Source organism: Variovorax sp. GW821-FHT09D07, assembly GCF_059416345.1.
Genome location: NZ_JBWKOY010000005.1, coordinates 238174 through 263917 on the forward strand (window position 1 = coordinate 238174; position 25744 = coordinate 263917).

General features: G+C 66.1%; 16 protein-coding genes. All 16 read right to left on the reverse strand.

Going from position 1 to position 25744, the window contains the following annotated elements:
- Positions 1–20 precede the first annotated feature (20 nt).
- Positions 21–1739, reverse strand: coding sequence for a ShlB/FhaC/HecB family hemolysin secretion/activation protein (locus tag AC07OX_RS19880; protein WP_492696453.1), 1719 nt, complete (start codon positions 1737–1739; stop codon positions 21–23).
- A gap of 114 nt (positions 1740–1853) precedes the next feature.
- Positions 1854–2204, reverse strand: a complete 351-nt coding sequence (locus AC07OX_RS19885; RefSeq protein ID WP_495261636.1) for a hypothetical protein — start codon at positions 2202–2204, stop codon at positions 1854–1856.
- A gap of 10 nt (positions 2205–2214) precedes the next feature.
- Positions 2215–12816, reverse strand: a complete 10602-nt coding sequence (locus tag AC07OX_RS19890) for a two-partner secretion domain-containing protein (RefSeq protein ID WP_495261637.1) — start codon at positions 12814–12816, stop codon at positions 2215–2217.
- Between the two features lie 208 nt (positions 12817–13024).
- On the reverse strand, positions 13025–13495 hold the full coding sequence (locus AC07OX_RS19895) for an OsmC family protein (RefSeq protein ID WP_495261638.1): 471 nt from the start codon (positions 13493–13495) through the stop codon (positions 13025–13027).
- A gap of 42 nt (positions 13496–13537) precedes the next feature.
- Positions 13538–14266, reverse strand: a complete 729-nt coding sequence (locus AC07OX_RS19900; protein ID WP_495261639.1) for an LrgB family protein — start codon at positions 14264–14266, stop codon at positions 13538–13540.
- Entirely contained in the window at positions 14263–14616 is a 354-nt protein-coding gene (locus AC07OX_RS19905; protein WP_056581435.1) for a CidA/LrgA family protein, read from the reverse strand. Before AC07OX_RS19905 ends, AC07OX_RS19900 begins: the two co-directional genes overlap by 4 nt.
- A 54-nt stretch (positions 14617–14670) precedes the next feature.
- Complete coding sequence (locus AC07OX_RS19910) at positions 14671–15687, reverse strand: aminotransferase class I/II-fold pyridoxal phosphate-dependent enzyme (protein WP_495261640.1); 1017 nt, start codon at positions 15685–15687, stop codon at positions 14671–14673.
- Positions 15684–16664 (reverse strand): adenosylcobinamide-phosphate synthase CbiB, encoded by a 981-nt coding sequence (gene cbiB / locus AC07OX_RS19915; RefSeq protein WP_495261641.1) that lies wholly within the window; start codon positions 16662–16664, stop codon positions 15684–15686. The genes AC07OX_RS19910 and cbiB overlap by 4 nt, the downstream gene beginning before the upstream one ends.
- Positions 16665–16682: 18 nt before the next feature.
- Complete coding sequence (cobN, locus tag AC07OX_RS19920) at positions 16683–20675, reverse strand: cobaltochelatase subunit CobN (RefSeq protein WP_495261642.1); 3993 nt, start codon at positions 20673–20675, stop codon at positions 16683–16685.
- Positions 20672–21025, reverse strand: a complete 354-nt coding sequence (locus AC07OX_RS19925) for a DUF2149 domain-containing protein (protein ID WP_062479884.1) — start codon at positions 21023–21025, stop codon at positions 20672–20674. Before AC07OX_RS19925 ends, cobN begins: the two co-directional genes overlap by 4 nt.
- Positions 21022–21495 carry a MotA/TolQ/ExbB proton channel family protein gene (locus tag AC07OX_RS19930; protein ID WP_159271949.1) on the reverse strand — a complete coding sequence of 158 codons (474 nt, stop codon included), beginning with the start codon at positions 21493–21495 and terminating at the stop codon, positions 21022–21024. The genes AC07OX_RS19925 and AC07OX_RS19930 overlap by 4 nt, the downstream gene beginning before the upstream one ends.
- Entirely contained in the window at positions 21495–22193 is a 699-nt protein-coding gene (bluB, locus tag AC07OX_RS19935; protein ID WP_354343563.1) for a 5,6-dimethylbenzimidazole synthase, read from the reverse strand. Before bluB ends, AC07OX_RS19930 begins: the two co-directional genes overlap by 1 nt.
- Before the next feature lie 5 nt (positions 22194–22198).
- A complete protein-coding gene (gene cobO, locus AC07OX_RS19940) occupies positions 22199–22768 on the reverse strand; it encodes a cob(I)yrinic acid a,c-diamide adenosyltransferase (protein ID WP_495261643.1) in 570 nt (189 codons plus the stop codon).
- Positions 22769–23075: 307 nt separating this feature from the next.
- Complete coding sequence (locus tag AC07OX_RS19945; protein ID WP_493192460.1) at positions 23076–23858, reverse strand: ABC transporter ATP-binding protein; 783 nt, start codon at positions 23856–23858, stop codon at positions 23076–23078.
- On the reverse strand, positions 23855–24865 hold the full coding sequence (locus AC07OX_RS19950) for a FecCD family ABC transporter permease (RefSeq protein WP_095747588.1): 1011 nt from the start codon (positions 24863–24865) through the stop codon (positions 23855–23857). Before AC07OX_RS19950 ends, AC07OX_RS19945 begins: the two co-directional genes overlap by 4 nt.
- Before the next feature lie 5 nt (positions 24866–24870).
- Positions 24871–25737, reverse strand: a complete 867-nt coding sequence (locus tag AC07OX_RS19955; protein WP_495261811.1) for an ABC transporter substrate-binding protein — start codon at positions 25735–25737, stop codon at positions 24871–24873.
- Positions 25738–25744: the final 7 nt, after the last annotated feature.

Sequence of the window (25744 nt, forward strand, 5' to 3'; positions counted from 1 at the left end):
GGATCGGTGATCAAGCTCTGTCAAAAGCTCGCGTTGAGATTGAACCCGAGCGTGACCTTCGCCGTGCGATAGCCCTCGGGCTTGGCAACAGGAGCGCCAACGAAGAAGTCGTAGCTCAACTTGCTCCATTGGCCACGAACGCCGATGACAGCCCCCGCCAGATGACGGCCCAGCAGATCGGCCGTGGAGCGACCGCCGACATGGCCGTAGTCCAGGCCTGTATAGAGCTCCGCCCCACTCTGCCCCATAGCCCAGCCGACGTCGTTGCGGATCAAGACGCCGCGCTCGCCCATCAGGCTGGTTTCGCCGTCGAAGCCACGCACGGTGTAGCGCCCGCCGATGGCGAAGCGATCTTGCGGCGTCAGCGGCGTGCGGTTCCACTGCGCGCGGACCAGGCCCGAGTAGCGCAGCTTCTGTTCGCCGAGCTTGAACGGTGCGTTGAGGCTGATCTCGGCCGTGTAGAGCTTCAGTCGCGAAGTGCCTTCCCCGAACTCTTCTTCAGGCACCGCACGCGAACCAAAGCCTCCCGTGCCGCGCTTGTAGGCCAGCGTGCCTTCGAGGGTGGCCTCGCCAATGAACTCCTTGTGGTTCAGGCTCAACTCCCAACCGCCCACCACGCGATGCTGCACGTCGACCTCGGTGTCATCGACGAAATTGCGCGACTCACGCCGCCAGCCCTTGATCGCCATCGTCGTCTTGCGGCTCTGGTCACGGTAGAGCAAGCGCGAGAGTTTGACCTCGGCGTTGTTGGACTTGCCCGCGTAGATGTAGTCCTGGCTCAGGCCGGCGATGCTCTGGTGGTACTGGCTGTTGGAGGCCGTGAAGCCCAGCAGCCAGTGGCCGTACGGCAACGAGTAATGCAGCGTCTGGCCTTCGGTGCCGTAGCTGGGCTCGGACAGGAAATGGCTGTTGATGCTGTGGTTGGCGCTGACGTAGAACAGGTCATTCAGGCCCAGAGGGCTGTCCACCGACACCGTGACACCGGCCTGGTTGCGCCCCGTGGCCTTGGTGCCGCTGTCGTCCAGGCTCAGCGCGACGCGCCATTTCTTGGACTGCGCGTACTTGACGACGAGATCGCTGTCGCCGGGCTTTGCATTGGGCGCGGTGGAGGGCTCAATCTGGATGTCGGCTTCTGCGGTCGGAGCGCGCTTGAGGTTTTCGAGGCCCTGCTCGATGTCGCGCAGGTTCAGCAGATCGCCGGGGCGTGCTGGGATGGCTGAGGTCAGTAGCGCTGAACTTCCGAGCAACGCGGGCGACGAGTCCGGCGTCAATCGAATGGCGGCGATGCGGCCGGGCACGAGCGACAAGGTCAAAGTGCCCGTCGAGAGATCCTGCGGTGCGGCCAGCACCCGGGTGGTCACGTAACCGCGCGCGATGACTGCCTGCTGGGCGCGTGCGAGGACGGCGTTGACACCGGCGGTACCAAGGCAGCGGCCGATGGGGGAATCGTTGTGCTCGGGGCCAGACAGGTCGGCTACGGCCCATTGGAAGGACTCGGACTGCTCGCCGATCAGCAGTACGCGGTCGATGCGAAAGCACGGGGACTCGGATTCGGGGATGCGCTGGGTTGGTGCCGGAGGTGCGGCTTGCGGGCGCTGGTCGACGGTGCGTTCGTTCTGCTCGCGCAAAGCACGCTCGCGTTCTTGCTGCCGCTGCTGCTCCACAAAGGGCTGCGGGGTCGTCGGCGTCTGCTGGGCTAGCGCCAACAAAGGACTGCTCAGCAGTACACCGGCCAGCATGGCACGCGAGTTCGTTTTCAATTTTTCTCCCTTAACTGATTCTTGATTTTTTAGAAAGCACCGAGAACGCAAAATAATCAAAAATTATTTCAATTCGACTTGAAAGGCTAGATTTCAAATCAAATTGAGAACTTCGAGGTCATGCATAAACAAATCAAGCTCCTCATCCGCCATTTTTTTAATCAACTCTTCCACGTCATTTTTTTCTTTCCACTCTTCAATTTTCGCCCTGCAATACACCTCGATATCTTTATTCCACCCACCCGAAAGAATTAACTCTATCACCAGAAACATCAACTCCTCAGCGGGATCCCCAAAGGTCCCATCAAAGTGATAATCCAATTGCGCCAATACTTGGGCGTGAGATGGATTTTCCCCGCCCACCTGATCTCGAGAAAAGCTGTAGTACGCCTCCAAGGCTTGGTTTTTCAGAAGCTGATAGGTGTATCTGTCGTTTTTTTTCATGACTTACCCTCTAATTCACGGGGACAAATTTTCCTGAATTATCATAGACATTGATTTTTATGTTTGGATAGTTCGTTTGAAACTTTTTAATCACTTCAGAGCAACTAAGGCATGGCGGACGTTCAGTAAAAAGATTTATCACCCCCTTGGCTGACGTATTTTCACCCAATTGAAGTGCGACATTGTTTAGTATCTTTGCTTCAGAGTCTACTGCGCGATTTAGTAAAAATGGACGCGAACTATTTGTAGGAACAACTGAGCTAGCAAACGTTTCGGAAACTTCCCCAACGAAGCCCGCCGCCTTTTGGGTGGAAGTTGGGCTTTTGAGGCCACTAAAGGCGGCCATTTGCGACTGAACACCTGGAAGGTCGATCGTAGCAACACCCATATTGCCGCGACCTTGAAGATTGGTAGGGAGTAATGCCCGCGCACTCGCCGCCTGCTGGATTAATGTAATCGACTCATTTTCGGCTTGAATCGCAGCGTAAACAATTCGTGCTTCGCGAATGTATGCGCCAAGAGCACCGCCAATTACGTAACCTGTTGCTTGTGGCACGGCAAACTCTGCAAAACTATCAAGCAGAGTTTGGGAAGCCAGATTTGGGTCATTGCCGATTGCGAGATTTTGATCTCGCTCTGCTGTGATTGCTGCATTCGCAGCAGCACTCAAGCCAGCATCTGTCATAGAATTTGCGCCAGATGAATAACTAGCAATTGCCGCGTTCAGCCCTCGCCGCGCTGCATTACATACGTCGCCTTCTGTCTTACATGCATCCCGTAGAGCCAAGTCTCTTGCAATATCCAAGACTTCAATCCCATTCAATTGAGTCTGCTCAGCCTCGGTGAGAGGTTGACCACGCCGCTGCTTGTCTTTCAAGCGCTCGCGCAGAGTCGCTTCGGTATGGCTCAGGTAGTTGTTCGCGGCTGCGTTGGCTCCAGCTTGACTACCAAGATTGATTTGTGCGACATCACCCCCTGTCACGGCAACAGCAACGCCTGCAATTAGGGCGGCGAACTGCGTCGTATTGGCTTGTCTGCCATAGGCCTCCGCTGCCAGCTCGCCGATAGCCGCTCCCAAGGCTCCCGCACCGCATCCAGAGGCACTGTCCGCCCGCACAACGCCGACCATACAGCCGGCAATCGCGTGTGCTACCTTGTTGGTGAAGTCATTGAGAACCCGTTCGTTCTTGGTCAGGTCCCCAATTGCATATGCTGCTTGTGCAGCAACGGTGTCGAGAATGGCGTTCTTCAGGCTGTCCTTCAGGTTCTGCTCAAAACTACCCCCATTGATCGCCGTTCCAACAACGGCCCGCGCCGCACCTGCGGTCAGGTTTTGCCGTAGTTGATCCATAAACGGCTGTGCTCCACCACTGAGTGTGGGGGCACCCGTGGGATTGAGGTCCATCGCCCCGAGCACACCGCCCGTGACGATTGCCGTTAGAAGATTCTTCACATTGGCGCTGCTGCCCAGATCGCGCAGTGCAGCAGCGAGATCGCCCTGGTTGTTGATGACAGCTACAGCAGCCTGGCTGGCCAACGCTGTGATGCCAGCTGTGACAGCGCCACTCACCACGGAGGAAATGGTTGCTCCCCCGGCCGCTATGAATCCCCCTTCACCCAGGGCGGCAACACCACCAGTCGCCGCTGAACCCGCAGCTTCGCCAGCAACAGCACCAATCTCCGAAGCTGCGCCTGCGGTGAAGTACGCAACCACAATCGTCACGATGGCTGCCCCCTCCGGCGTCAGCCCTTGCTGGTCATAGTTCCAGTTCTTGTGGGCCTCTTCGACCCGTTGCCACTCAATCTTGTCCTTGAGCTTGGGATCGTTCGTCAGTTGGTCCACCCAACCCATTCCCGGCTGCTTAGCCAACTGCTCAACACTGTCTCTGGCTCCCAGGCCCGCTTGAATGTGGTTCGCGGTGACCACCAGCTTGCCTGTATTGAACTGGTTGTAGTTGGTGGTTTGGTCGCTTTGTCCCTTGTCCTTGTTCTTTTGATATGCCAAGTCGCGACCTTGACTGGTGGTTTGCTCGCTGTGCTCGGTGGTCTGGGTTCCCAGAATGAGCTGATCGGCTTTCAGCGCCAGCGTGCCGGGCGTGTTCACTGTCGCACCAGCCATTGCCAGCGTATCCACGGCCTCGATGGACACGTTCGCCCCGTTGAGGGTCGTGCGCGTCAGATTGCTGTCTTCGACTTTCGTCTCGGTCGTCTTGCGGGCGTTGATGCCTGTGCTTGGATCGTGCCAAAGAATCTGGCCAGGCTCGATGCCCTTGGTGCGAGAACTGTTAGATCCCGTGACCGAACTGCTATTGGTCGCAGCCTGAATTACGACATTGCCACCCTTGATATTGATGTCCTTGGCTGCGTCGACTTGCACCCCTTGGAGGAAGACATTTCCGCCCTGAAGCAATACGCCTCCCTGGCTGCTGGTGATCGTGCTTGCCGACGCCATGTCTGTCTCGATGCCAGCGGTTTTGGTGCTGGCTTTGCCATAAGGTAGCGACGGAATGGTCGGCGTACCCATGAGCAAGCCAGTCAAGCCGCCGATGCCTTTCTTGTTGCTCTGCAAGTCGGCACTGACGCTCCCAGTGTTGCGTCCCTCGACGATGGCGAGGTTTCGGCCGGCACTGATCGCTACACCTTGTGTGCCACTGATGTGCGAGCCTTCGATGCTGATATCTCTCCCAGCATCCATGGACACGACACCACCCGAAAAACGGCTGCCTACGCTGGTGCTGAAGCTGTATTCGCCAGTAAGCGTGTTGTCGGTTCGACTGAAGGTTCCCTTTTCTTTCCACTTCTGGGTAAAGCCGCCGGACACATCGGACTGCCCCGATGCGATGTTGATGTCGCGATCGGCGTGCATGCTCAACAAACCGCCGCCTGCATCCACCGTGGCCTGCCGGGCATTGATGTCCTGCTTGGCATTGAACAGCGTGGTTCCGTTCGTGGTGACTGTCGTACCAAGTTCCTGCGTCGTCGTGGTGTGGCCGTTCACCTTATCGCCCAAAGCCACGACGGTCGACGACGTGGTGACCGTGCCAAGATTGATGTCGTTCTTTGCCTTGAAAGACGTCAAGCCGCCAGCGCCTTGATTGGAAACGATGGCGCCGATCAGATTGATGTCTCGTCCCGCGCTGGCCACGAGTGTGCCGCCCGGGTTGGTCACGTACAGGCCCGCGACGCGATCGATGCCTGTGTTCCCCAAGGCCGTGCCCGTGGTCGTGCGCACATTGATGTCTCGCCCAGCATCCAGTGTGAGCTGGTCCCGGGCGTCGATCGTGCCGCCGATGTTGTTGATGTCGAGTTGCGCCTTCAGACCCACCTGCCCGCCGCTGATGCGACCGCCCAGGTTGTCAATGGTGTTCGCATTGATACTGACCAACTGGCGCCCGGCGATAGTGCCCGTATTGACCAGATTGTTGTCCTTGCCATCGATCTTGATCTGGTTGCCTGCCAGCAGCGCGCCTGATCCGTCAATGTCGCCGGGTCGCACGCGCACGTAGACCTGCGGCACCAGAACGCGCTGTGTCGTGCCATCGGGCAACGTCACCGTCTGCTCAACCAGCCAGACGATGTCACTGGTGAGCTGCGCCATCTGGGCTGGAGTCAACGCAATGCCTGGGCGCAGCCCGTACTGCTTCGCGAAGGTCACTCCCGCATTCATCAACGCCGTGTACTGGTCGTCGTCGTTGCTGAAGCCGTCCAGGTAGCGGTAGCCCGTCAATTGCGCGACCTGTTCCCGGATGAGCTTTTGCTCATAGAACCCGTCGCCCAGGCGCTTGAGAATGTTGTTCGGATCGAGCCCGAGGTTGTTCAGCAGATAGTCGCTGCTGAGCCAGTTGCGGTAGTTCGCGAACCGCGGATCGGTCTCGATGAGGTAGCTGCCCGGTCCCGAGTGAACGTTGAAGAGGCTGGCGTTGGGAACACGCACGTTGGGCGTGCTGGTGCGAACGACCATCGGGATGGTCTGGGTAACGCCGCCCTGAGCTGACGAGGCCGCTCCATTTTCCGATCCATTGGCGCTCACGGTCGCCGGACCTCCCCCCAACGGCGCGCCGATCTGGGCACCAGTGCCGCCAGCGGTTCCGGCCAGATTGCCCGCGCTCTGGCCGTCGGTCTTGACCACAGCACCTACATTGGCGGGCACCTCGACGATAACGGTTTGCGCCTGTCCGCCACCCACACTACCGGCATTGCCCGCGCCGCCTGTCGAACCGCCGACAGGCGCCACGCCTGCGTCGTAGCCAGCGGTCCCATTGGTGTTCTGCTGGTATTTGTAGCTGCCAAGTGAGAACGTCTGAGGCGGTGCAATGAGCGGCACGTTCACGGCCTGGACTTGGCCCTTGTTATTGACCACGGAAGCGAAGCCCGTCATCGTTCGAGTGCCTTGCAGCTCGGAAGACTCATAGCTCGTGGCGGTGATCGTCCCTCCAGCCAGTACCTGGCTGTTTTCGTTGTACAGCCGCCCCTGGACATTCATGTTTCCGCCAGCTACCAGACGAGCGGGGTCGGCATTGATAGCCGTGTCTTCGGTGGTGGTGACAAAGTTGGTCCAGATGCCATAGCCACCAATGCCCACCAGTTCTCCGGTGTCCTTTCGATAGACGAACCCGTTAGCAGGATCGACATTGACTTCGTCCAGGGAGAACATCGTGGTCATGCCAACGCCGCTACCGACAGGCGTCACCGGCGCGATGCCGACCAGCACGCTCGGAGTCACTGTCGGTGCGCCCTTCTGGATGTGAGCATCCCGGTTGTTGACCTGCCCCATCGAGATGGACATGTTGCCCAGTGACTCGATGTCCGCACTCAGGTTGTTGAGTTCTGCCCCCTGTCCCGCTGCATAGCGATTCGCGTCCAGCGAGCCACCGATGTGCATATCACCGGCGCTGAAGATCAGCGCGTGCTCTCGGTTGTTGATCGTGCTGGCGCCGATGTCCAAGTCGGCCCGCGCCGCGATGGTCGCGGCCTTGGTCACACCATTGGCCGTCTCTGCATCGTTGTTGAGCGTGCCCACCGCAATGGAAACGGCGTCGCCGTAGACTCGCCCGGTGCCGATATTGTTGAGCGTGCTCGCATTGATCTGCGTCGCCCCCCTGCTGTCAATCAGGCCACGGTTGGTCAGTGTCCCGGCCGCATTGACGATGGTGTCGGTCCCCGACATCTCCGCGTTGGCGGTGTTCTCGACGTTGTTGCCGCCCACCGTCAGGGTTTGGCCCGCCAGCAGCTTGCCGTTGTTGGTGAAGTTGCCGGTCGTGGTGTAGCTGAGGTTGCCGTTGGCGGCCACCTCACCGTTGTTGACGATGTCCTGGCGCAGCGCAATGCTCAGGTCCTGGCCCGACACCGCCTTGCCATCCCCACTGAAGATCGCCGCATCGATCTTCAAGCTCTTGTCAGCCACCAGCGTGCCGTTGGTGTTGACGAGGTTCAGGCTCTTGGCCCCGGGGTTCGCGCGATTCGGGTCGAGGATGCTCAGCGCGTTGCCCGCGGAGATCAGACCGCCGGTGTTATCGACCGTGCCGCCGCTGGTGATGGTGGCATCGACGTCGGCACGAATGGCTCCGTTCGTATTGCTCAGGTTGCCGGCGTCAATGACGACGTTCTTGCCTTCGATCCCCTGGTCCGTTCCCTGTGTGCCGTCGTTTCCGATGTTGACGGCGCGAATCGTGGTCGTCGCTCCGGAGCGGATCAAGCCCTGGGTATTTCCGAGGCCGATGGCGCCGATCTCGAGGTCGCCCATTGCGAGCGTTTTGCCACCGCTGTTGTCGTAACTCCCGAGAGCCGTGTTGATCGCGACTGTGGATTGCCCAAGAACCATGCCACCGCTTGAGTTCAGGAAATCACCTGTCTTGGCAGTCAGCGCATTCTTCGCGCCGATGAAGCCGGCTGTGTTGTCGACGCCACCGCTCTTGATGTCGAGCGTATCCGCACTCGTGATGCCGCCCTGCTTGTTGTCGTAGCCGGCGGCGTTGGTGTTGCGCAGCGTCTGGCCGTTCGTGTCGATGACCATCGCACCACCGGACTGGATCAAGCCCGCATCGTTTGTGAGCGGGCCCGAACCGATGGTGACCGTGGTGGTTGCGGCCAATGTTCCGAGCGCGTTGTTCAGCGTGCTCTTTTGCGTATCGATGGTCAAACTCGCGCCGAAGACCTTGCCGCCGACGTTGCTCAGGCCTGCGTTCGTCAACGTGGCATTCGCACCCGCTTGCAGCGTGCCCTTGTCGTTGATGGTTGCGCCCGTGGTGGTTATGGCCAGATCGCCTTCCACCGCCGCCACGGTGCCACGGGTGTTGTCCAAAGTGCCGGCCGCGACCGTAGTGCTTCCATTCGCGGCCAGCGTGCCGCCGATGTTGGTGGCGGCGCCGCCGACGGCAGCATGAAGATCGCCGACGGCTGTCGCTCTGCCGCTGTCATTGTTCAGGCCGCCAGCAGTGATCGTCATATCGCTGCCCGCACCGATCACGCCCTTGTTGCCGTTGTCGAGCAAGCCACTCGTCGTCAAGCTGAGGCTCGAATCTTCCGCCGCGCGGATCGTTCCGCCTTGGTTCGTGAGGCTGCCCGCGGAAATGGTGGTGTTGCCATTGCTGGCGAGAACACCGCCATTGCTGTTGTCGACCGCCCCCTTCACCGTGATGCGGGTGGCTTCAGTGCCGGTCTGGACGATCTGGCCACCTCTGTTGCTCAAGGAGCCCGCATCGATGGTGATCTGCTTCGCGCTGGTGACGCCGCCATCCTGATTGAACGCGCTCGAAAGAGCGACCGCCAGTGCGCCATTGGTCGTGATCTGGCCGTTGGCGCCGTCGAAGCGACCACCGCCGATGGTCAGCGTACCGGGGCCCGCATGTTCGATCTTCCCTCCGGCGTTTCCGATCTTCGCGGCTTGCAGCGTCAGGTCTTGCCCGTTGCTGGCAATGCGTCCGCCGTCGTTGTTCAGCGTTCCGCTCATCGCGATGGTGGTCGGGCCTGTGCCGACCTGCACGATCTCACCGCCCTGCGTGTTCGTGAGATTCGAGAGCTTCAAGTCCAATTGGTTCGCGTTGATCTTGCCGGCCTCGTTGACCAAGGTCTGCGCGACGTTGCTGTTGGCGGCAATGGCGAGCGTTCCGGGTGTGACGACGGTGGCCTTGCTGGTGGTCACGTTGCCCTGCGTGGCCGTGATCGCGATATTGGCCGCACTGGTTTGGCTAGCCGACACGTCAACGCTCGCGCCCTGCAGCGCGGCGTCACCGGCCGCCAAGTTGGTGCCATTCGCAACCAGTGCGCCCGAGGTCGTGACCCTCAACTCGCCCACATCGCCGAGCTTGCCGTCGTTCTGAATGCCGGCACCGAGCACGCCGGTGCTGCCACTTCGCAAGCTTCCTGCCGTGATCGTGGCGTCCTGCCCCGCCGTGATGCTGCCGTCGCTTGCCAACTGGCCGCTCACGGCGATCGTGGTGTCGTGGCTGCCGCGCAAACTGCCACTCGCACCATTTGTCAGGCTGCCAGCGTGGATGTCCAGATCAGTAGCAGCGCCGATGTTGCCTTGAGCATTCGTCAGGGCCCCGCTCACATTCAGTGAGGCCGCAGCTTCAGTGGATTGGATCGAGCCCTTGTCATTGTTCAAAGCGGCGGCATTGAGCAAGACCGCCTGTTTTGCAACCAGCGTACCGCCAGTGTTGTCGGCCATCCCTTGGACGTTGACCGTCAACTGCTGGAGTCCGGAGACGGCGCCACCGTTGTTGTTCAGGCTTCCAGCGTTCAGGGTGGTATCGCCGTTCGCAGCAATCGTGCCACTCTGATTGCTGGTGGCGCCGCTCGTGGTGCTCGATACATCGCCTGCTGCGGTGATGCGGCCGCCATCGTTGTCGAGGCTGCCGGCATTCAGGGTCGTGGTGCCACCCGCGCTCATCTCGCCCTGGCGGTTGTCCACCAGGCCTGCCACCGTGACCGTCAGGTCCGATGTCTGGGCTGCGCGCAAGGTGCCGCCCTTGTTGTTCAGGCTGGCAGCGGTGAAGGCCAAACTGCCGTTGCTTGCCAGCGTGCCGCCGCTGTTATCGATGGCTCCGGAGGTCACGATGTGGGTGGCGCCAGTGCCAGTCTGCACGATCTCACCGCCCTGGGTGTTCGCGATGTTCGAGACCTTCAGGTCCAACTGGTTTGCGTTGAGCTTGCCGCCTTCGTTGACCAGGGTCTGGCCAGGCTGCTCATTGGCCGTCACGCTCAGGGTGCCCGGTGTGACGACGGTGGCCTTGCTCGTGGTCACATTGCCCTGCGTCGCGGTGATGGCGATGTTGGCCGCGCTGGTCTGACTGGCCGACACATCGACGCTCGCACCTTGCAGCATGGCATCGCCCGCCGCGAGGTTGGTCCCAGTTGCGACCAGCGCCCCGGAAGTCGTGACATGCAGGTCGCCCACACCGCCGAGCTTGCCGTCGCTCTGGACGCCTGCTCCGAGGACACCTGTCGTTCCACCTTGCACACTGCCTGCCGCGACCGTCGTATGGCGACCTGCCGTGATGCTGCCGTCGTTCGCCAGCTGGCCGTCAACCACGACGCTGGCATCGTTCTCGCCCCGCAGGCTGCCGCTGTTGGCGATCGACCCCGCCTTGACATTCAGATCGGTCGCCGCGCCAAGCGAGCCACCGCTGCCATTGACCAGCGCATTGACCACGTTGACCTGCACACCGGCCTGCGCCGACTGGATGCTGCCCTTGGTGTTGTCGAGGCTGCCAGCACCCAGCACCACCGCCTGATTGGCAATCAGCGTGCCGGCGTTGTTGTTCATGGCCCCCACCACGTGCGCCGTCAAACTGCCGGTGGCCGAGATCGTGCCTCGCGTGTTGTCCGCCTTGCCGCCGACCGTGAGGCTGGCATCGCTGCCGCTGGCGAGCGAGCCATCGACGTTGATCAGATCGCCGCTCGTGACGATGTTCAGAGAACCTGCATTGAGCTTGCCGCCGGTGTTGTCGAACTGGCCGACGTTGGCGCTGAAGCCGTTGCTGACGTTGAGCGTGCCGCCGTGGTTGTCGAAGGTCGGCTGGTTGACGGTCATGCTGGCGAGGCTCAGGGTCCCGCCGTTGTTGTTGATGTTCGCGCTCTGCAGCGTGATCGGGCCGCCTGCGTAGATCTTTCCGCCATCGTTCAGGATGGCGCCCGCCGCCTGGATGACACCGGGCGAAAGAGGCACATAGGGCGCCGGTGTGATTGTTTCGCCTGCGCCGGAGCCTGTGCCTGATCCGGAATTGCCGCCTTCCGCAGGCGCACCAGGGTTGGCGCCACCGCCGGCGCCGGAACCCGTGCCGCCACCGGGTTGCGACGGCGTTTCCGAAACGGGCTCCAACCCGATCACGCCACCGCCCGTGTTGCTCAATGCCGGCGCGGAGATCGACAGCGGCGCACTGCTGGTCTGGCGGATCGTGCCGCCATTGCGGTTGTCGATGTTGCCTGCGGCACTGCTCAACTCGACGCGCGCCCCCTCCAACGTACCGCCCTTGCCGTCGATCGAATTGGCCAGCGTGTCTTGCGCGGCAATCTTCAGATTGCCGCCGCTGCTGATGCGGCCACTGTTGGCCAGGCTCGATACGGCCAGGTTCGCGTCGGCTGTGGCCTGCAGGGTTCCGATGTTCTCGAGGCGGCCGGCGGTCGTCACGACGAGCTGGCCGGCACCGCCCAGTACAGGCGTTCCCGGAGCGGCCTGGATGGTTCCTGCGTTGCGCACGCCCAGGCCCGCTTCAGTGCCGATCAATGTGATCTTGCCGGCGTACATGCCGCCCAGCGCCGCCACGTCGAGCGCAAAGGTGGGCGCGGCGCCGGTGCCGGCGGTCGGCGCAACCTGGCTGTGATCGGCCGAGACCTGGTTGGCCCCGGTCACCACTTTCAACTCACTGGCCCAGATGCCCGCATTGGCTTGCACGGCGCGGGCCAGGATGGCTGCGTAGTCGGTCTTGCTGGCGTCCAGGCCTGCACCGTCGATGGTGACCGTGCCGCCGCGCACAAGAAAACTGTCGAGCCCGCCCATCGCGTTGAACTGGGGCGCCCCGGTGGTGAGCGTGGCGCGGCTCGCGTTGATGAAGCCGCCACCGTCGACGCTGATGCCGGCCGGGTTGGCAATGATCACTTCGGCCCTCGCCCCGCCGACTTCGATGTAGCCGCGCAACTGGCTCGGATTGCCGCCGTTGACCTCGTTCAGGATGATCCGCGCGGGTCCCGTTGCGAGGAACGGATTGCCCTGGACGATGCCGCCGAGTTGCGTCTGCACATTGGTGCGGCTGTTGTTCAGGATCGCCCCATTCGGGCCGACGTTGAACTGGTTGTAGATGTTGCGCGAAACGCCCGCGGCCGACGGCGTCTGGATGTTGATCAACGGCACGCCGTTGGGAGCCACCAGCACGGTCGGCCGCTGGGTCCCGGGAACGTTGAACGCCCCCGTCATCTGCGCGCTCGCCGGCCCCGCCCCCAGCAAGCCCGCGAGCGCTGCACCGACCACCATGGGACTCAACGCGGCCACACCGGCTGCTGCCACTGTCGTGGCTCTGGAGGCGCCCTTGCCAGTGCTGTTCGCGGTCTCCTGAACCACCATGCGCATGCCTCTGGCGGCGTTGAAGACGATGCGATGCAGATGACGGTTCATTGTTTTGGTGCTCCCCTGATAGTTGGTATCTCGCGACGCCGTCTGTGACAAGACGCAGCAGTCGCGGCCGATTATGGGAAGGGGGAACACCACGCACACGGCACTTCGTCACGGTTTGACGAAGCTTGCAGCGGCGTTTTTCAGAAGTAATTCGAAGGCACTACAACACTTGTTTGCAACCGCAAACAAAGCGTGAAATTGACCGGTGTCAGGGCAAGATGACCGGCTCGCACCGCACCTCGGTCTTCACCGAATTCGCAATGAAACACTCCTCATGCGCCCGATGGTGCAAGTGTTCGATCTGCTCGCGCGTGGGCAGGTTCTCGCCCGAAAAACTCACCTGCGGGCGCAGCGTGACGACAGTCATCGCCATCTTTCCTTCGGCGTTCTTCTCCATCACGCCCGTGGCCGCATCGACATAGCGGTCGACCACGAACTTGCGCTTCACTGCCATAGTGAGGAACCACAGCATGTGGCAGCTGGACAGCGAGGCCACGAACATCTCTTCCGGATCGACCGCCGACGCGTCGGAGAAAGGCAACGGCACCACGTGCGGCGATGAAGAGCCCGGCACCTGCGCGCCGCCGTCGAAATGCAGCACGTGGTGGCGGCTGTAGGTGTTGGCCAGGAAGTCCTGGTCGCCCCGCTCCCAGACGATCTCGGCGGTGTACTCGGACATGGGTCGTGCTCCTCGATGAATGGAATGAATGAACGATGGATGTCAGACGGTCATCAGCTTCACGATCAGCGGCACCAGCAGCGCGGTCGCGATGCCGTTGAGCCCCATCGCCAGCGCCGAGAACGCGCCCGCGGTCTCGTTCACCTGGATGGCGCGCGCCGTGCCGATGCCGTGCGCCGCCATGCCGACGGCAAAGCCGCGCACCGCGGGTTCCTTGATGCGCAACAGGTTCAGCAAGCCCGTGGCCATGATCGCGCCCGAGATGCCGGCGATGGCCGCGGCCACGGCCGCCAGCGACGGCAGGCCGCCGATCTTCTCGGCCACGCCCATCGCGATCGGCATGGTGGCCGACTTGGGCGCGAGCGACATCAGGAGCTCGCGCGAACCGCCGAGCACCCAGCCGATGCCGATGGCCGACGCGATGGCAGCCACCGAGCCCACCAGCAGCGCCACGCCGATCGGCAGCCACAGGCGCCGCAGCCGGCCGACCTGGCTATACAGCGGCACGGCCAGCGCCACGGTGGCCGGGCCGATCAGGAAGTGGACGAACTTGGCGCCCTCGAAATAGGTGTCGTAAGGCGTGCGCGTGAGCAGCAGCACGCCCACGATGACGATCACCGACACCAGCACCGGGTTGACCATCGGGTTGCGCCCGCTGCGCGCGTGCAGCCACAGCGCGCCCAGGTAGGCCAGCAGCGTGAGCGACAGCCACAGCAGCGGCGACTGGGCCAGGAAGACCCAGATTTCAGACAGCTTGGCGGGCGCGTTCATTCCGCGTCCTTGCCGGTGATGCGGATCATCCAGCGCAGCGTGAGCGCGGTCACCGCCATGGTGAAGGCGCCGCCCACGACGCCGGCCGCGAGGAACGGCAGCCATTCGCGCCCCACGCGCTCGAAATGCAGCATGACGCCGGTCACCGCCGGGATGAACAGCAGCATCAGGTTGCGCAGCAGGTGGCCCGAGGTGTCGGTCAGCTCCTGCGGCACGCCGCCGCGCACCAGCAGGCCGACGAACAGCAGCAGCATGCCGATCAGCGGACCGGGAATCGGCAGCGACAGCCACTGCACGAGCAGTTCGCCGGCAAGCTGGCACAGGAAGAGCGTGGTGATGGCGTAGAGCATGGGCCTGTTCGTTTTCCTTTTCTTGAGACGGCCCTATTGTGGTGCGAGGTGCGTTCAGCCGCTGTGTCGTGCGGCGCTGGCCCTCGCCCACGCGGCCTTCAAGGCCTGCTGGCTGGCCGGCGGCAGCACGCCCAGGCGCAGGTGCCCGGGCAGGCCGAAGGAAGCGCAGTCGCGCAGCTTGATGCCCTCGGCGCGCAGCGCGGCGGCGCGGGGCGGGTATGGCACGTCGGGCTGCGCACCGAAGAAGTTGGCGTCGCCGGACAGCACCTGCCAGCCCAGAGATTCGCACACGGCGCGCTGCCGCGCCTTCCAGTCGCGCAGGATGTCGAGGCTGCGCGCCAGCCAGCCTTGCGCTTCGTCGCTGGTCCAGGTCGTGAGCAGCGCGACGCCGTGCGTGCCCAGCGGCCACGACGGCGCGAGGCGCGCGAGCCGCGCCAGCAGCGGGCCGGCGACGTCGGCGTTTGCAGGTGCGATGGCGTAGGCAGCGCGGATGCCCGTGAGGCCCATGGCCTTGTTCGGCGTCCACAGCTGCCAGAGGCGGTCGCGCTGTGCGGCGTCGTGCGAGGGCTGGCCTTCGAGGCGCAGCGGCTCGTAGGCCATGTCGAGCACGCAGACGGCATCGCTGGCGGCATGCTGCGCGATGTCGGGTTGCGGCTGGCCGAACGGGCTGGACGGTTCGCAGCACCAGCGCAGCGCGGCGCCGTCGGCCTCCTCAGGTGCGCGCTTCACGCCGAGGCCCCAGGCCTGGGCCGAACGTTCGTAGTCGCCGTAGCTGTGCGCGGGCAACCAGACCTCTCCGCCGCCGCTCTGTGCCACGACCGCGCTGATGCGGTGGATGAATTCGCTCGCGCTCGCGGCGATCGCGATGCGCTCCACGGCCACGCCGTGGAAATCGGCAAGCGCGGAACGCAGCGCGGTGTAGCGCGGATCGGGATAGTGCGCCGCGTCGGCTTCGCGCAGCGCAGCCAGCGCCGCAGGGCACGAACCCACCGCGTTGCCGTTGGTCGAGAAGTCGTGCGGCGCGGCGCCCGTCTCGTCGGGGCCGCCGTGCACCATGGCGGGGGTCGTCATGCCCACCTCGCCAGCAACGGCGGCAGCATCGCCAACGAGGCGATCACCGCCAGCCCCCACGCCGCCCGCTCGCCGAGCTGCGCGGTGCGCGCGGTGTCGGCCGATGTGGCGGCGCGCCCTTCCCCGTTCAGCGCATAGACACCCGGCTTCGCAAGCCGCACCCCCAGCAGCAGCGCCATCGCCCCCATCGGCCAGCCGCTGTTGGGCGACGGCGTGCGGCGCGCCTCGCGGGCCACGCCGCGCGGCCAGCGGCCGGCCGCGAGGGCCAGCAGCAGCACGGTGAGGCGCGCGGGCAGCCACGAGAGCACATCGTCGGCGCGCGCGGCCCACTTGCCGAACCAGGTCCAGTCGCGCCCGCCGCGTTCGCCGCGGTAGCCCCACATGGCATCGGCGGTGTTGGCGAAGCGGTAGAGCGCCGCGCCCGGCAGGCCGAACAGCACGAACCAGAACACGGGCGCCACCAGCGAGTCGTTGAGGTTCTCGGCCAGCGACTCGATGGCGCTCTCGCGCACCTCGCGCTCGCTCAGCACCGAGACGTCGCGGCTCACGAGGCGCGCGAGCCGTGCGCGGCCCGCGTCGAGCGATTCGCCCAGCGCGGCTTCGACCGCCTGCACCTCGTCGCGCAGCATGCGCCATGCAAAGAGCGGCTTGAACGCGAGCCCGAGCACCACGGCCATGCCCCACACCGGCAGCCATTGCATCGCCAGGCTCTGCACCGCCGACGCGACGGCGAACGCCGCCATCGCGCCCACGCACCAGCTGAGCGCCCCCATCGCGAAGCCGGGCAGGTCGCGCGGCTTCGCGTCGGCCGCGCGCGGTGCGAGGCGGCTGCCGATCCAGTCCAGGTAGCGGCCCATCCACACGACGGGATGCAGTGCGGCGGGCGGCTCGCCCAGCCAGCGGTCGACGGCCAGCGCCAGCCACAAGGCGGCGACCAGCACGAGGGCGAAGACGGCGAAGGGATCGAGCGCGGGCATGGCAGGCATTCTCGTGAATCAGGCGGCAGGCACGGCCCGACCGCGCCGCCACTGCACCAGCGCGCCGACGGCCAGCAGCAAGGCAGCGCCGAAAGCGGCGAGCAGGCGCGGCAGCACGGCGGATGGTGGCGGGGGCGATGGGGTGTCGGCGACGGGCTTCAGCTGGAGGCCGGCCACCGGTTGTGCGAGGTCCGCTGCGGCGGGTGATTCGGGTGCAGGTTGGGTCGCTTCGACGGGCGCGATGGGGGACGCGACGACGACCGGTGCAGAAGCAGTGACAGGCGACGCCACCAACGCAGCCTGCGCAAACCGCTGCACCGCCTCGTTCCGCTCCCGCAGCCCCGTGGCGCGCACCGCCTCCGTGTAGGCCTGCGCCAGCTCGCGCCGCGTCGCGGCATCGGGCGTCCAGTAGTTCAGCCGCACGGCATCGAGCATGCGTTCCAGCGTCTGCGCGAAGGCGGCGCGGTTCTCGCGCTCCAGCCACTGCCGCGTGCCGAGCTTGTAGGTGTCGCGCACATAGACCTCATGCAGCGACTGCCAGTGGTCCGCGCGCACGGCCGCGGGTGCGGTCGCCTGCCAGCCCCAGAGGAACTGCGCGGTCTTGAGCACCTGCAGCGCGCCGCTGTAGCCCTCGGCCTTCTGCGCCTCGATCCATTGGGGGTGCAGGTAGCGCGTCTGCATCTCGCGTGCGATGGCGCCGGCGGCGGTGTCGGTGCGCACGGCCGCGCCGTCGCGCAGGTTCTGCACGTACAGCGCCGGGTCCTTGCCCGTGAGATGGCGCACGGCCAGCGCGATGCCGCCCAGGTACTGGAACGGATCGTCGTTGGTCAGCACGCCGTAGAGGTTGGAGGTGCGCGCCATCAGCGCCGCATCGACCTGCGCGAGGTTGCCCGCGAAGGCGCCCGGGCGCGTGACGCCGTCGAGGCCGCGCCCGTAGGCGTGGCCCATGCGGTCCATGTAGAGCCCTGCCATCTGCGCGTCGCCGCCGCCGCGCTGCTGGCCCTTCCAGAGCTCGGTGGCCAGCACCGCTTCCTCGAGCCCGGCGCCGTAGCTGCCCTGCTCGTTCGAGAACACGCGCGCGGTCGACCAGCGCCGCGCCTCGGCCGCTGTCGCGCCCCCGGCGCGCAGCGTGCGCGCCATCGCCTCGCTGTGCTGCGCGACGGCGTTGCCGGGCTCGTCGAGCGCGGCCACTTGCTGCACGGCCTCGTCGAGCCAGCGCATCACGTGCGGGAACTGGTCGCGGTAGGAGCCGGTGACGCTGATCAGCACGTCCATGCGCGGTCGTTTCAGCACCGCGGCCGGCACGACCTCGATGCCGACCATGCGCCCGGCCTCGTCCCAGCGCGGCTTCACGCCCAGCGCGTGGAAAGCCTGGCTCTCGGTCACGCCCTGGTGGCGCGAGGCCTCGCCGGCCCAGAACGTGAAGGCGATCTTCTGCGGCGCACGGCCGCCGTGGGTGCGGGCGTGCGCGGCGATCCAATCGTCCATCGCGGCGACGCCGGTGTCCCAAGCGGCGCGCGTGGGCACGCGGCTGGGGTCGAAGCCGTAGAGGTTGCGCCCGGTCGGCAGGCTGTCGGGGTCGCGCACCGGGTCGCCACCGTAGCGCGATTTCAGGTAGCGGCCATCGAGTGCGGTGAGCAGGCCTTCGATTTCCTCGTTGTGGGCCAGCATCGCGTCGAGCGCGCGGGCCCGGGCGGCGAGCGAACGCAAGGGTTCAGCATCGGCGGCGGTGTCGTTGCCCGCCAGCACGGCCTCCAGCCAGCGCGCAGGCTTCGAGGCCGCGATGCCCTGCGCATCGGTGAGAAACATCTCGTCGAGGTCTTCGCCCATCGCCTGCGCCACGGGCTTGCCGAGGATCTGCAGGATCGTCTGGCGCCGCCGCTGCGCATCGGGCGCCTCGCCGAAGGTGGCCAGGCCCAGCGGCTGCGCGGTCTGCGCGAGCTCGTCGAGGTACGGGTGCAGCACGGCGATGAAGCCCGCGAAGTCGGCGCGGATGCGCGCGGGCGTCCATTGCAGGTCGCGGTCGTAGTGCTGCGCGACGAAGTCGGCGGTGAGGCGCCGCTCCAGCGCGGTCTTCACCGCACCGGGCGACAGCGTTTCCCAATCGTGCAGGCGCTCGTGCATGTCCCGCACGCCGGGTCGGAAGCCTGCGGGCGTGAACATGGGCGTCGAATGGCTCACCATGGTCGCGCGGCCGCGGCGCTTGGCGGTGGTCGCCTCGCCGAGGTTGTCCATGATGTACGGGTAGACGTTGGGCACGTCGCCGAGCGCGAGCAGCGGATCGTCCTGTACCGAGAGCCCGCGCTCCTTGCCCGCCGACCACTCGACCGTGCCGTGCGTGCCCACATGCACCAGCGCATCGGCGCCGAAGCGGCTGCGCAGCCAGAGATAAGTCGCGAGGTAGCCGTGGCTCAGCGGCACGGCCGCGCGGTGGTAGACCTGCTGCGCCTTGCCGGCCACCTGCGTGCCGGGCTCGAAGCGCGGCGGCTGGCGCAGCACGACCACCTGGCCGAACTGCACGCGCGGCACCACGAAGGCCGGTGCGCCGGCCACAGGCCGCAGCATCGTCGAGGCCTCGGGCGGGCCCCAGTAGGCTTCGATGCGGCGTTGCGTGTCGGAAGGCAGCGCGCGGAACCACGCGAGGTACTGCGACAGCGGCAGCGTGTCGGCCAGGTCCTGGTCGAGCAGCGGCTGCAGCACGTCGCCGCCTTGCGCTGTCGGGTAGTAGGCCTTCATCGTGGCCTGCACCTGTGCAATCACCTTGTCCGCGCCCGGCGCCTCGGTGCGGTAGCCGGCCGCCTGCATCGCGGACAGCATCCGGTCGACGCTGCGCGGCACGTTGAGGAACGACGCGCCGAAGTTCGCCTCTCCCGGCGGGTAGTTGTAGACCAGCATCGCCACGCGGCGCTCGGCGGCGGGCGTGCGACGCAGGCGCAGCAGCGCAGCGGCCTTGTCGGCCACGGCGTCGAGCTGCGCGGGCAGCGGCTGCAGGCTGCCGGTGGCGGCGTCGCGCGCGGTGACCAGCATCGGGTCGGTCATGCCTGCGAGTTCGCTCGGGCTGTAGTAGGCCGCGATGTCGGTCTGCGCGAGGCCGTCCCTGCTGCGTGCCCATTGCACCGCGTCCATGGCCAGCGAGGGCAGCGTCTGCAGCACGGGCACGCCGATGCGTTCGAGTTCGGCCTTGCGCTCGTTCGGACTGAACACCAGCGCGGCGTTGACGAGAAGGTCGGCCACACGACGGTCGCCCTCCCCCGCATGCGTCATGCGAAAGAACAGGTCCTTCTGCTGGCGCGGGCCGTAGAAGGCGTAGGCGCGCAGGCCGCGCTGCGCGAGCGTGCCGATCAGGCGGTCGAGCCAGCCGGTGTCGTCGCTGGTGAGCGTGGCGCTGTTGACGGCGATGGCGACAGTGCCTTGACCGCCCGGCAATGCCTCGACGGCCGCGATGCTGCTTTCGACGCGCGGCCAGTCGGGGTGATAGAAGCCCGCGAGCGGCAACGGCACGGGGTCGGGCAGACCGGCGACATCTCCGACGCGTGCCATCGCCTGCACCGAGGCCTTCAGGTTCGCTTCGCCCGGGAAACGCCAGTAGGCGCGCAGGCGCTGCGCCCAAGCCGCATCGACGCCGCGCTCGGCCGCGAGCGGCGGCACCTCGGGTGGTTTCTGCCCCTTTGCCACGAGCGCGAATTCACCGATCTGCACATAGGGAACGGAGGTTCGCGCGATGGCATCGCCGAAGCGCGCCGCCGCCGACTGGGCGACGCTGAGGTGCGGCGCATCGATGACCAGCAGGCGCGCGCCATCGAGTGCGGTAGCCAACGCCTCGGGCGCGTCCTGCGCAGCCGACACCACCTGCAGCGGCACGCCGGCCTCACGCGCCGCCGTCTGCAGCCGCACCACACGCGCAGGCGACACCAGCGCCGTGCTCAGCACCACGACACCTGACTCGGCCGCCACCGCAGGCTGCGCCATCAGGCACAGGAGCCCGAGCCAGAAGACGAAAAGCCGCGTCACTTCCCGCCCGACGCCGGCACCGCGTCCGCCGGCACGTAGATCATCGTGCCGTCCTTCAGGCGCCAGGCGGTGCCGGCCTTTTCGCCGTCGCCCTGCCCCGTTGCGCCGCTGGCCTTGAAGCGCGTGACCTTCCGGCCTTCGCGCGTGATGATCTCCATGTCGGGCTGGCCCTCGTGGCGGATGACCGTCACCTTGTCCTGCGAGAACGGGTTCACCGGGTTGTTGATGACCGCGATCATCAGCATGCCGATGACGACCATGAAGACGTCGATCAGGTTGATGGTCGAGAGCACCGGGTCGTCGTCGTCGCTGTCCAGGCTGCTCAGGATGGAGAACTGCCTGCGGCTCATGACAGCCGGTCCCGCGCGTCGAGCAGCATCACCAGCTCGCGCATGAGCCAGCGGCGGCGCACCGTGTAGACCACGAAGGTGATCGAGGCCGAAGCCAGCGCCACGATCACGGCCGCGAACGCGGGCGCCAGGCTCTGCGCCACGCCCTGCGATTCGCCCGAGGCCACGGCCACGAGCGCCGGGCCCATGGGGATCATGGTGGCGATCAGCCCCAGCATCGGCGCCACGCGGCTGCACAGGCGCACGCCTTCGAGCTGCTTGAGCACGACCAGCTCCATCTGTTCCTGGCTGGCCTGCGCATGAGGCTGCAGCACCAGCGCACGCGACGGGTCGCGGCGGCGCTGCCACCACTCGATGCCGAAGGCGCCGAGGCAGTACACGGCATAGACGAAGGACAGCAGCACGCCGAGCGTCACGGGCCAGAGGAACAGCCGCGCGAGCTCGAAGAGAACAGTGTCGAAGGCCAGCATCAGGTGGGCTCCACGCAAGAAGATGAAGTGGAAGAAGGATCGAACAGGTCCGACGGCCGGCCCCAGCTTTCGTCGAACACCAGCGAGGCCAGCGGCGCGCGCCGGGCCCAGCGTTCGCGCTGCAGCATCGGCTCTTCGTAGAACGCATGCACCGGGCCCAGGCACAGCAAGGCGATCGGCTCGGCGCCTTCGGGCAGGCCGAGCAGCACGCCCAGCTCGGCGGGTTCGAACAGCGACACCCAGCCCATGCCCAGCCCTTCGGCGCGCGCGGCGAGCCAGAGGTTCTGGATGGCGCAGGAGGCCGAGGCCAGGTCCATCTGCGGCAAGGTGCGGCGGCCGAACACGTGCTGCTCGCGGCCGTCGGCGAGCGTCACCACCAGCAGCTCGGCCGCGTCGAGCACGCCCTGCACCTTGAGACGCATGAACTCGTCTTCGCGCTGGCCGAGCGCGCGGGCGGTGAGCACGCGTTCGCGCTCGACCACCTCATGCAACTGCCGGCGCAGCCCTTCGCCGCGCACGCGGATGAAGCGCCACGGCTGCATGAAGCCGACGCTGGGCGCATGGTGCGCGGCGTCGAGCAGGCGGCGCAGCACCTCGGGCGCCACCTCGCCGCCCGCAAAGTGGCGCATGTCGCGCCGCTCGTGGATGGCGCGGTACACCGCCTTCGCCTCGTCGGCCGCGAACGCATGCGCCACCATCGGGGTCAGTCCTCGATGCCGCGCTGCGCCGGGATGCCGGCCTTGAACGCGTGCTTGACCATCTGCATCTCGGTGACGGTGTCGGCCAGCTCGATGATCTCGGGCGGGCAGCGGCGGCCGGTGAGCGCGACATGCACGTGCTGGGGGCGCGCGCGCAGGGTCTCGAGCACGCCTTCGAGCGGCAGCCAGCCGTAGATCAACGGGTAGGTGATCTCGTCGAGCACCACGAGGAAGAAGTCGCCCGACAGGATGGCGGCCTTGGCCTTCTCCCAGCCGTCGCGCGCGAGCTGACCCGAGCGTTCGAGGTCCTGGCTCTTCCAGCTGAAGCCGTCGCCCAGGCCTTCGATGGGAATGCCGATCTGCTCGAACATGCGGTGCTCGCCGAAGCGCGCCGAGGGCACCTTCATGAATTGGTAGATCTTCACGGCCTTGCCGCGGCCGTGTGCGCGCAACGCGAGGCCGAATGCTGCGGTGCTCTTGCCCTTGCCGTCGCCGGTGTTGACGATGACGATGCCGCGGCGTTCGCCTTCGGGTTTTTCGTAGGGCTTTTCGCTGGGAGGGGTTTCTATTTGCATGAGGGGTTCCGTTCTTGGGTGTTCTTGTGGTTCAGGGCGTGTGCGCAGGCCACCGGGTACTTCCCTCCGCGAATGTCCCCCGGGCTTCGCCCTCCTCCTTGATTTCGCTGCGGGAAGTACCCAGTGTCCTGCGCACACCGAGCGCGGTCGTTGTGCTGCTCGATCAACAACCGCACTGCCCCACGCTCGCGTCGATGAGGTGCCTTGCGCAGCGAAATCAAGGAGGAGGCCGCAGGCCGGGGGACATTCGCGGAGCAAGGTGCCCCGTCGGCGGGAGCGCGCCCCGAATGACTTGATGCGCGAAGCTTCATAGCGGCAATGCGATCCACTGGTCCGCCACGCGATGCACGCGAATGCGATGGTCGAACACCTGCTCCAGCGCCTGGTGAGTTTCAGGGTCGGAACAGGCACCGTGATGCGTCACCCTCCCCCGATTCATCACCACCAGTTCGTCCGCAGCCAGCGCCATCGGCAGCTCGTGCAACACGCTGACCACGGTGCGGCCTTGCGCGACCAGTGCACGCGCCGTCTGCATCCAGTCCGCCTGATGCGGCGGATCGAGGTTGGCCAGCGGCTCGTCCATCAGCAGCAGCTCGGCCTCGACCGCCAGCGCGCGCGCCAGCAGCACACGCTGGCGTTCGCCGCCGGAGAGTTGCCCCAACGGACGGTCGCGCCAGTCCCAGGCCTGGGTGCTGCGCAATGCGCGCTCCACCGCATCGCGATCCGCTTCGCTGGGTGCCGCGAGCCAGCGTTGGTGCGGCAGGCGCCCCAGCATGGCGACGTCGTAGACCATCAAATCGTCGGCGCTGCCCTCGCCCGTGCCGCTCTGGCCCAGCCAGGACAGGCGCCGCGCGCGCACGCGGGCCGGCACGGCCGCCTGCGCCTCGCCGAAAAGCCGCACTTCGCCGCGATGTGCGAGCAACCCTGCCAGCGCTTTCAACAGCGTCGACTTGCCGGCGCCGTTCGGTCCGACGATGCTGGTCCAGCGGCCAGCCGCGAGCGACAGGTCGATGCCGTGCAGCACCTCGACCGACCCGAGCGTGGCGCTGAGGCCGTGCGCTTCGAGCGCGGCGGATGGCGTGCGGCTCATAGGCCGCCTCCCTTCGCGCCGCGCCGGTGCATCAGCCACAGCAGGTAGCTGCCGCCGAGCACGGCCGTGAGCACGCCCACTGGCAGCTCCTGCGGCGCAATCAGCCAGCGCGCCAGCAGGTCGGCCGCCATCAGCAGCAGCCCGCCCATCAACGCCGACAGCACGATCAGCCGCGCGTGCGTGGTCTTGACCACCGAGCGCACCAGGTGCGGCGCGGCCAGGCCGACGAAAGCAATGAGGCCGGTCTGCGCGACGGCGGCGCCGGTCGCCAGCGCCAGCACCGCCACCAGCGCGGCGCGCATGGCGCCCAGCGGCAGGCCCAGGCTGCGCGCCGTGGCCTCGCCCAGCGCGAGCCCGTCGAGCACCGGCGCGAGCGCCCAGGCCAGCAGCAGGCAGGCCGCGCCGACCGCCGCCATCACGGCGCAGGCGGCCCAGCCGACCAGGCCGGTGCTGCCGAGGACGAAGCCCTGCAACGCCTGAAGAATGTCGGCCGAGGCGATGGTGATGAGGTCCTTGGCGGCGCCCAGCACCACGCCGACGATCACGCCCGCCAGCAGCAACCGCAGGGTCTGCTGCACGCCACGCGCCAGCGTGAGCGTCAGCAGCACCGCCGCCACCGCGCCGACGAAGGCCGCGCCGGTGAGTCCCAGGCGCATCACCCATTGCGTGCTGGTGACGGAGCCGCCGAACAGCATCAGCGCCAGCGCCACGGCGAGCGACGCGCCCGAGGCGCTGCCCAGCAGGTACGGGTCGGCCAGCGGGTTGCGGAACAGGCCCTGCGCCACCGCGCCCGCAAGCCCGAGCAGTGCGCCCGCGAGCCACGCGCCGAGGGTGCGCGGCAGGCGGATGTCCCACACGATCTGCAGCGCCACCGGATCGTGCCGCGCGGACAGCAGGCTCTGGAAACCGGTGCTGCCGATGCCCAGACCGAAGAGCAGCAGCGCCGCGCCTAACACGAGCAAGCCGGCACCGAGCAGCAACACGCGACGCAGATGGGCGGAATGCATGCCGCTCACCGCCCCTTGTCCGACAGGCACTGTGCCATCAGGCGCGCGGCCTCGTCCATGCGCGGGCCGGGGCGCACGACCACGTCGGTCTGCTCGGCGTCGAAGCGGCACACGCGGCCTTCGCGCACCGCGCGGATGCCGCCCCAGCCGGGCCGCTGCTCCAGCCCCATCGCGCTGCGCACGCTGACCATGATGAGGTCGGGGTTCGCGCGCACCACGAACTCGGGGTTGAGCTTGGGAAAGGGGCCGAGCGACGCCGGCACGATGTTCTTCACGCCCAGCCGCGCGAGCGTCTCGCCGATGAAGGACGAGTCGCCTGCCGCGTAAGGGCCGGTGTTGACCTCGAAGTACACGCGCAGGCCCTTGGCGCTGGCGGGCAGCGACTGCGCCGCGGCCGACACGGCCGCGTCGATGGCGCGCCACACGGCGGGCGCCTCGTGCGTGCCGAGCACCTGGTCGAGCGCGCCCAGCACGCGGCGCACGTCGGCGTGGCTCTTGGGTTCGAGCACGATCGCCTTCAGGCCCAGCGCTTCGAGCCGTTGCGTCACGCGCGACGATTTGGCGAGCAGCACCACGTCGGGCTTGAGCGCGACGATGGCTTCGACGTTCGGGTCGATCCCGCCGCCAAGCTGCGGCAGCGCGCGCACCTGCGCGGGCGAGTTGGAATACCGGTCGACGCCGATCAGCCGGTCGCAGGCACCGAGCGCGCAGACGCCTTCGGTCAGGGACGGCAGCAGCGAGACGATGCGCTGCGGCGGTTGCGGCAGGTGCACGGTAACGCCGCGCTCATCCACTACATCCACGGCCTGCGCCGCCTGCGCGCCCACCACCAGGGCGAGCCCGAGCAGCGACGCGCGCAACCAGGTCTTCATGCGATCG

Coding starts and splice junctions, on each gene's coding strand:
- AC07OX_RS19905 (WP_056581435.1), bottom strand. CDS start 14,616: ATGCTCTACGCCATCACCACGCTCTTCCTGTGCCAGCTTGCCGGCGAA.
- AC07OX_RS19885 (WP_495261636.1), bottom strand. CDS start 2,204: ATGAAAAAAAACGACAGATACACCTATCAGCTTCTGAAAAACCAAGCC.
- AC07OX_RS19945 (WP_493192460.1), bottom strand. CDS start 23,858: ATGAGCCGCACGCCATCCGCCGCGCTCGAAGCGCACGGCCTCAGCGCC.
- AC07OX_RS19880 (WP_492696453.1), bottom strand. CDS start 1,739: ATGCTGGCCGGTGTACTGCTGAGCAGTCCTTTGTTGGCGCTAGCCCAG.
- AC07OX_RS19890 (WP_495261637.1), bottom strand. CDS start 12,816: ATGAACCGTCATCTGCATCGCATCGTCTTCAACGCCGCCAGAGGCATG.
- AC07OX_RS19895 (WP_495261638.1), bottom strand. CDS start 13,495: ATGTCCGAGTACACCGCCGAGATCGTCTGGGAGCGGGGCGACCAGGAC.
- bluB (WP_354343563.1), bottom strand. CDS start 22,193: ATGGTGGCGCATGCGTTCGCGGCCGACGAGGCGAAGGCGGTGTACCGC.
- AC07OX_RS19925 (WP_062479884.1), bottom strand. CDS start 21,025: ATGAGCCGCAGGCAGTTCTCCATCCTGAGCAGCCTGGACAGCGACGAC.
- AC07OX_RS19910 (WP_495261640.1), bottom strand. CDS start 15,687: ATGACGACCCCCGCCATGGTGCACGGCGGCCCCGACGAGACGGGCGCC.
- AC07OX_RS19955 (WP_495261811.1), bottom strand. CDS start 25,737: ATGAAGACCTGGTTGCGCGCGTCGCTGCTCGGGCTCGCCCTGGTGGTG.
- cbiB (WP_495261641.1), bottom strand. CDS start 16,664: ATGCCCGCGCTCGATCCCTTCGCCGTCTTCGCCCTCGTGCTGGTCGCC.
- AC07OX_RS19930 (WP_159271949.1), bottom strand. CDS start 21,495: ATGCTGGCCTTCGACACTGTTCTCTTCGAGCTCGCGCGGCTGTTCCTC.
- AC07OX_RS19900 (WP_495261639.1), bottom strand. CDS start 14,266: ATGAACGCGCCCGCCAAGCTGTCTGAAATCTGGGTCTTCCTGGCCCAG.
- AC07OX_RS19950 (WP_095747588.1), bottom strand. CDS start 24,865: ATGCATTCCGCCCATCTGCGTCGCGTGTTGCTGCTCGGTGCCGGCTTG.
- cobO (WP_495261643.1), bottom strand. CDS start 22,768: ATGCAAATAGAAACCCCTCCCAGCGAAAAGCCCTACGAAAAACCCGAA.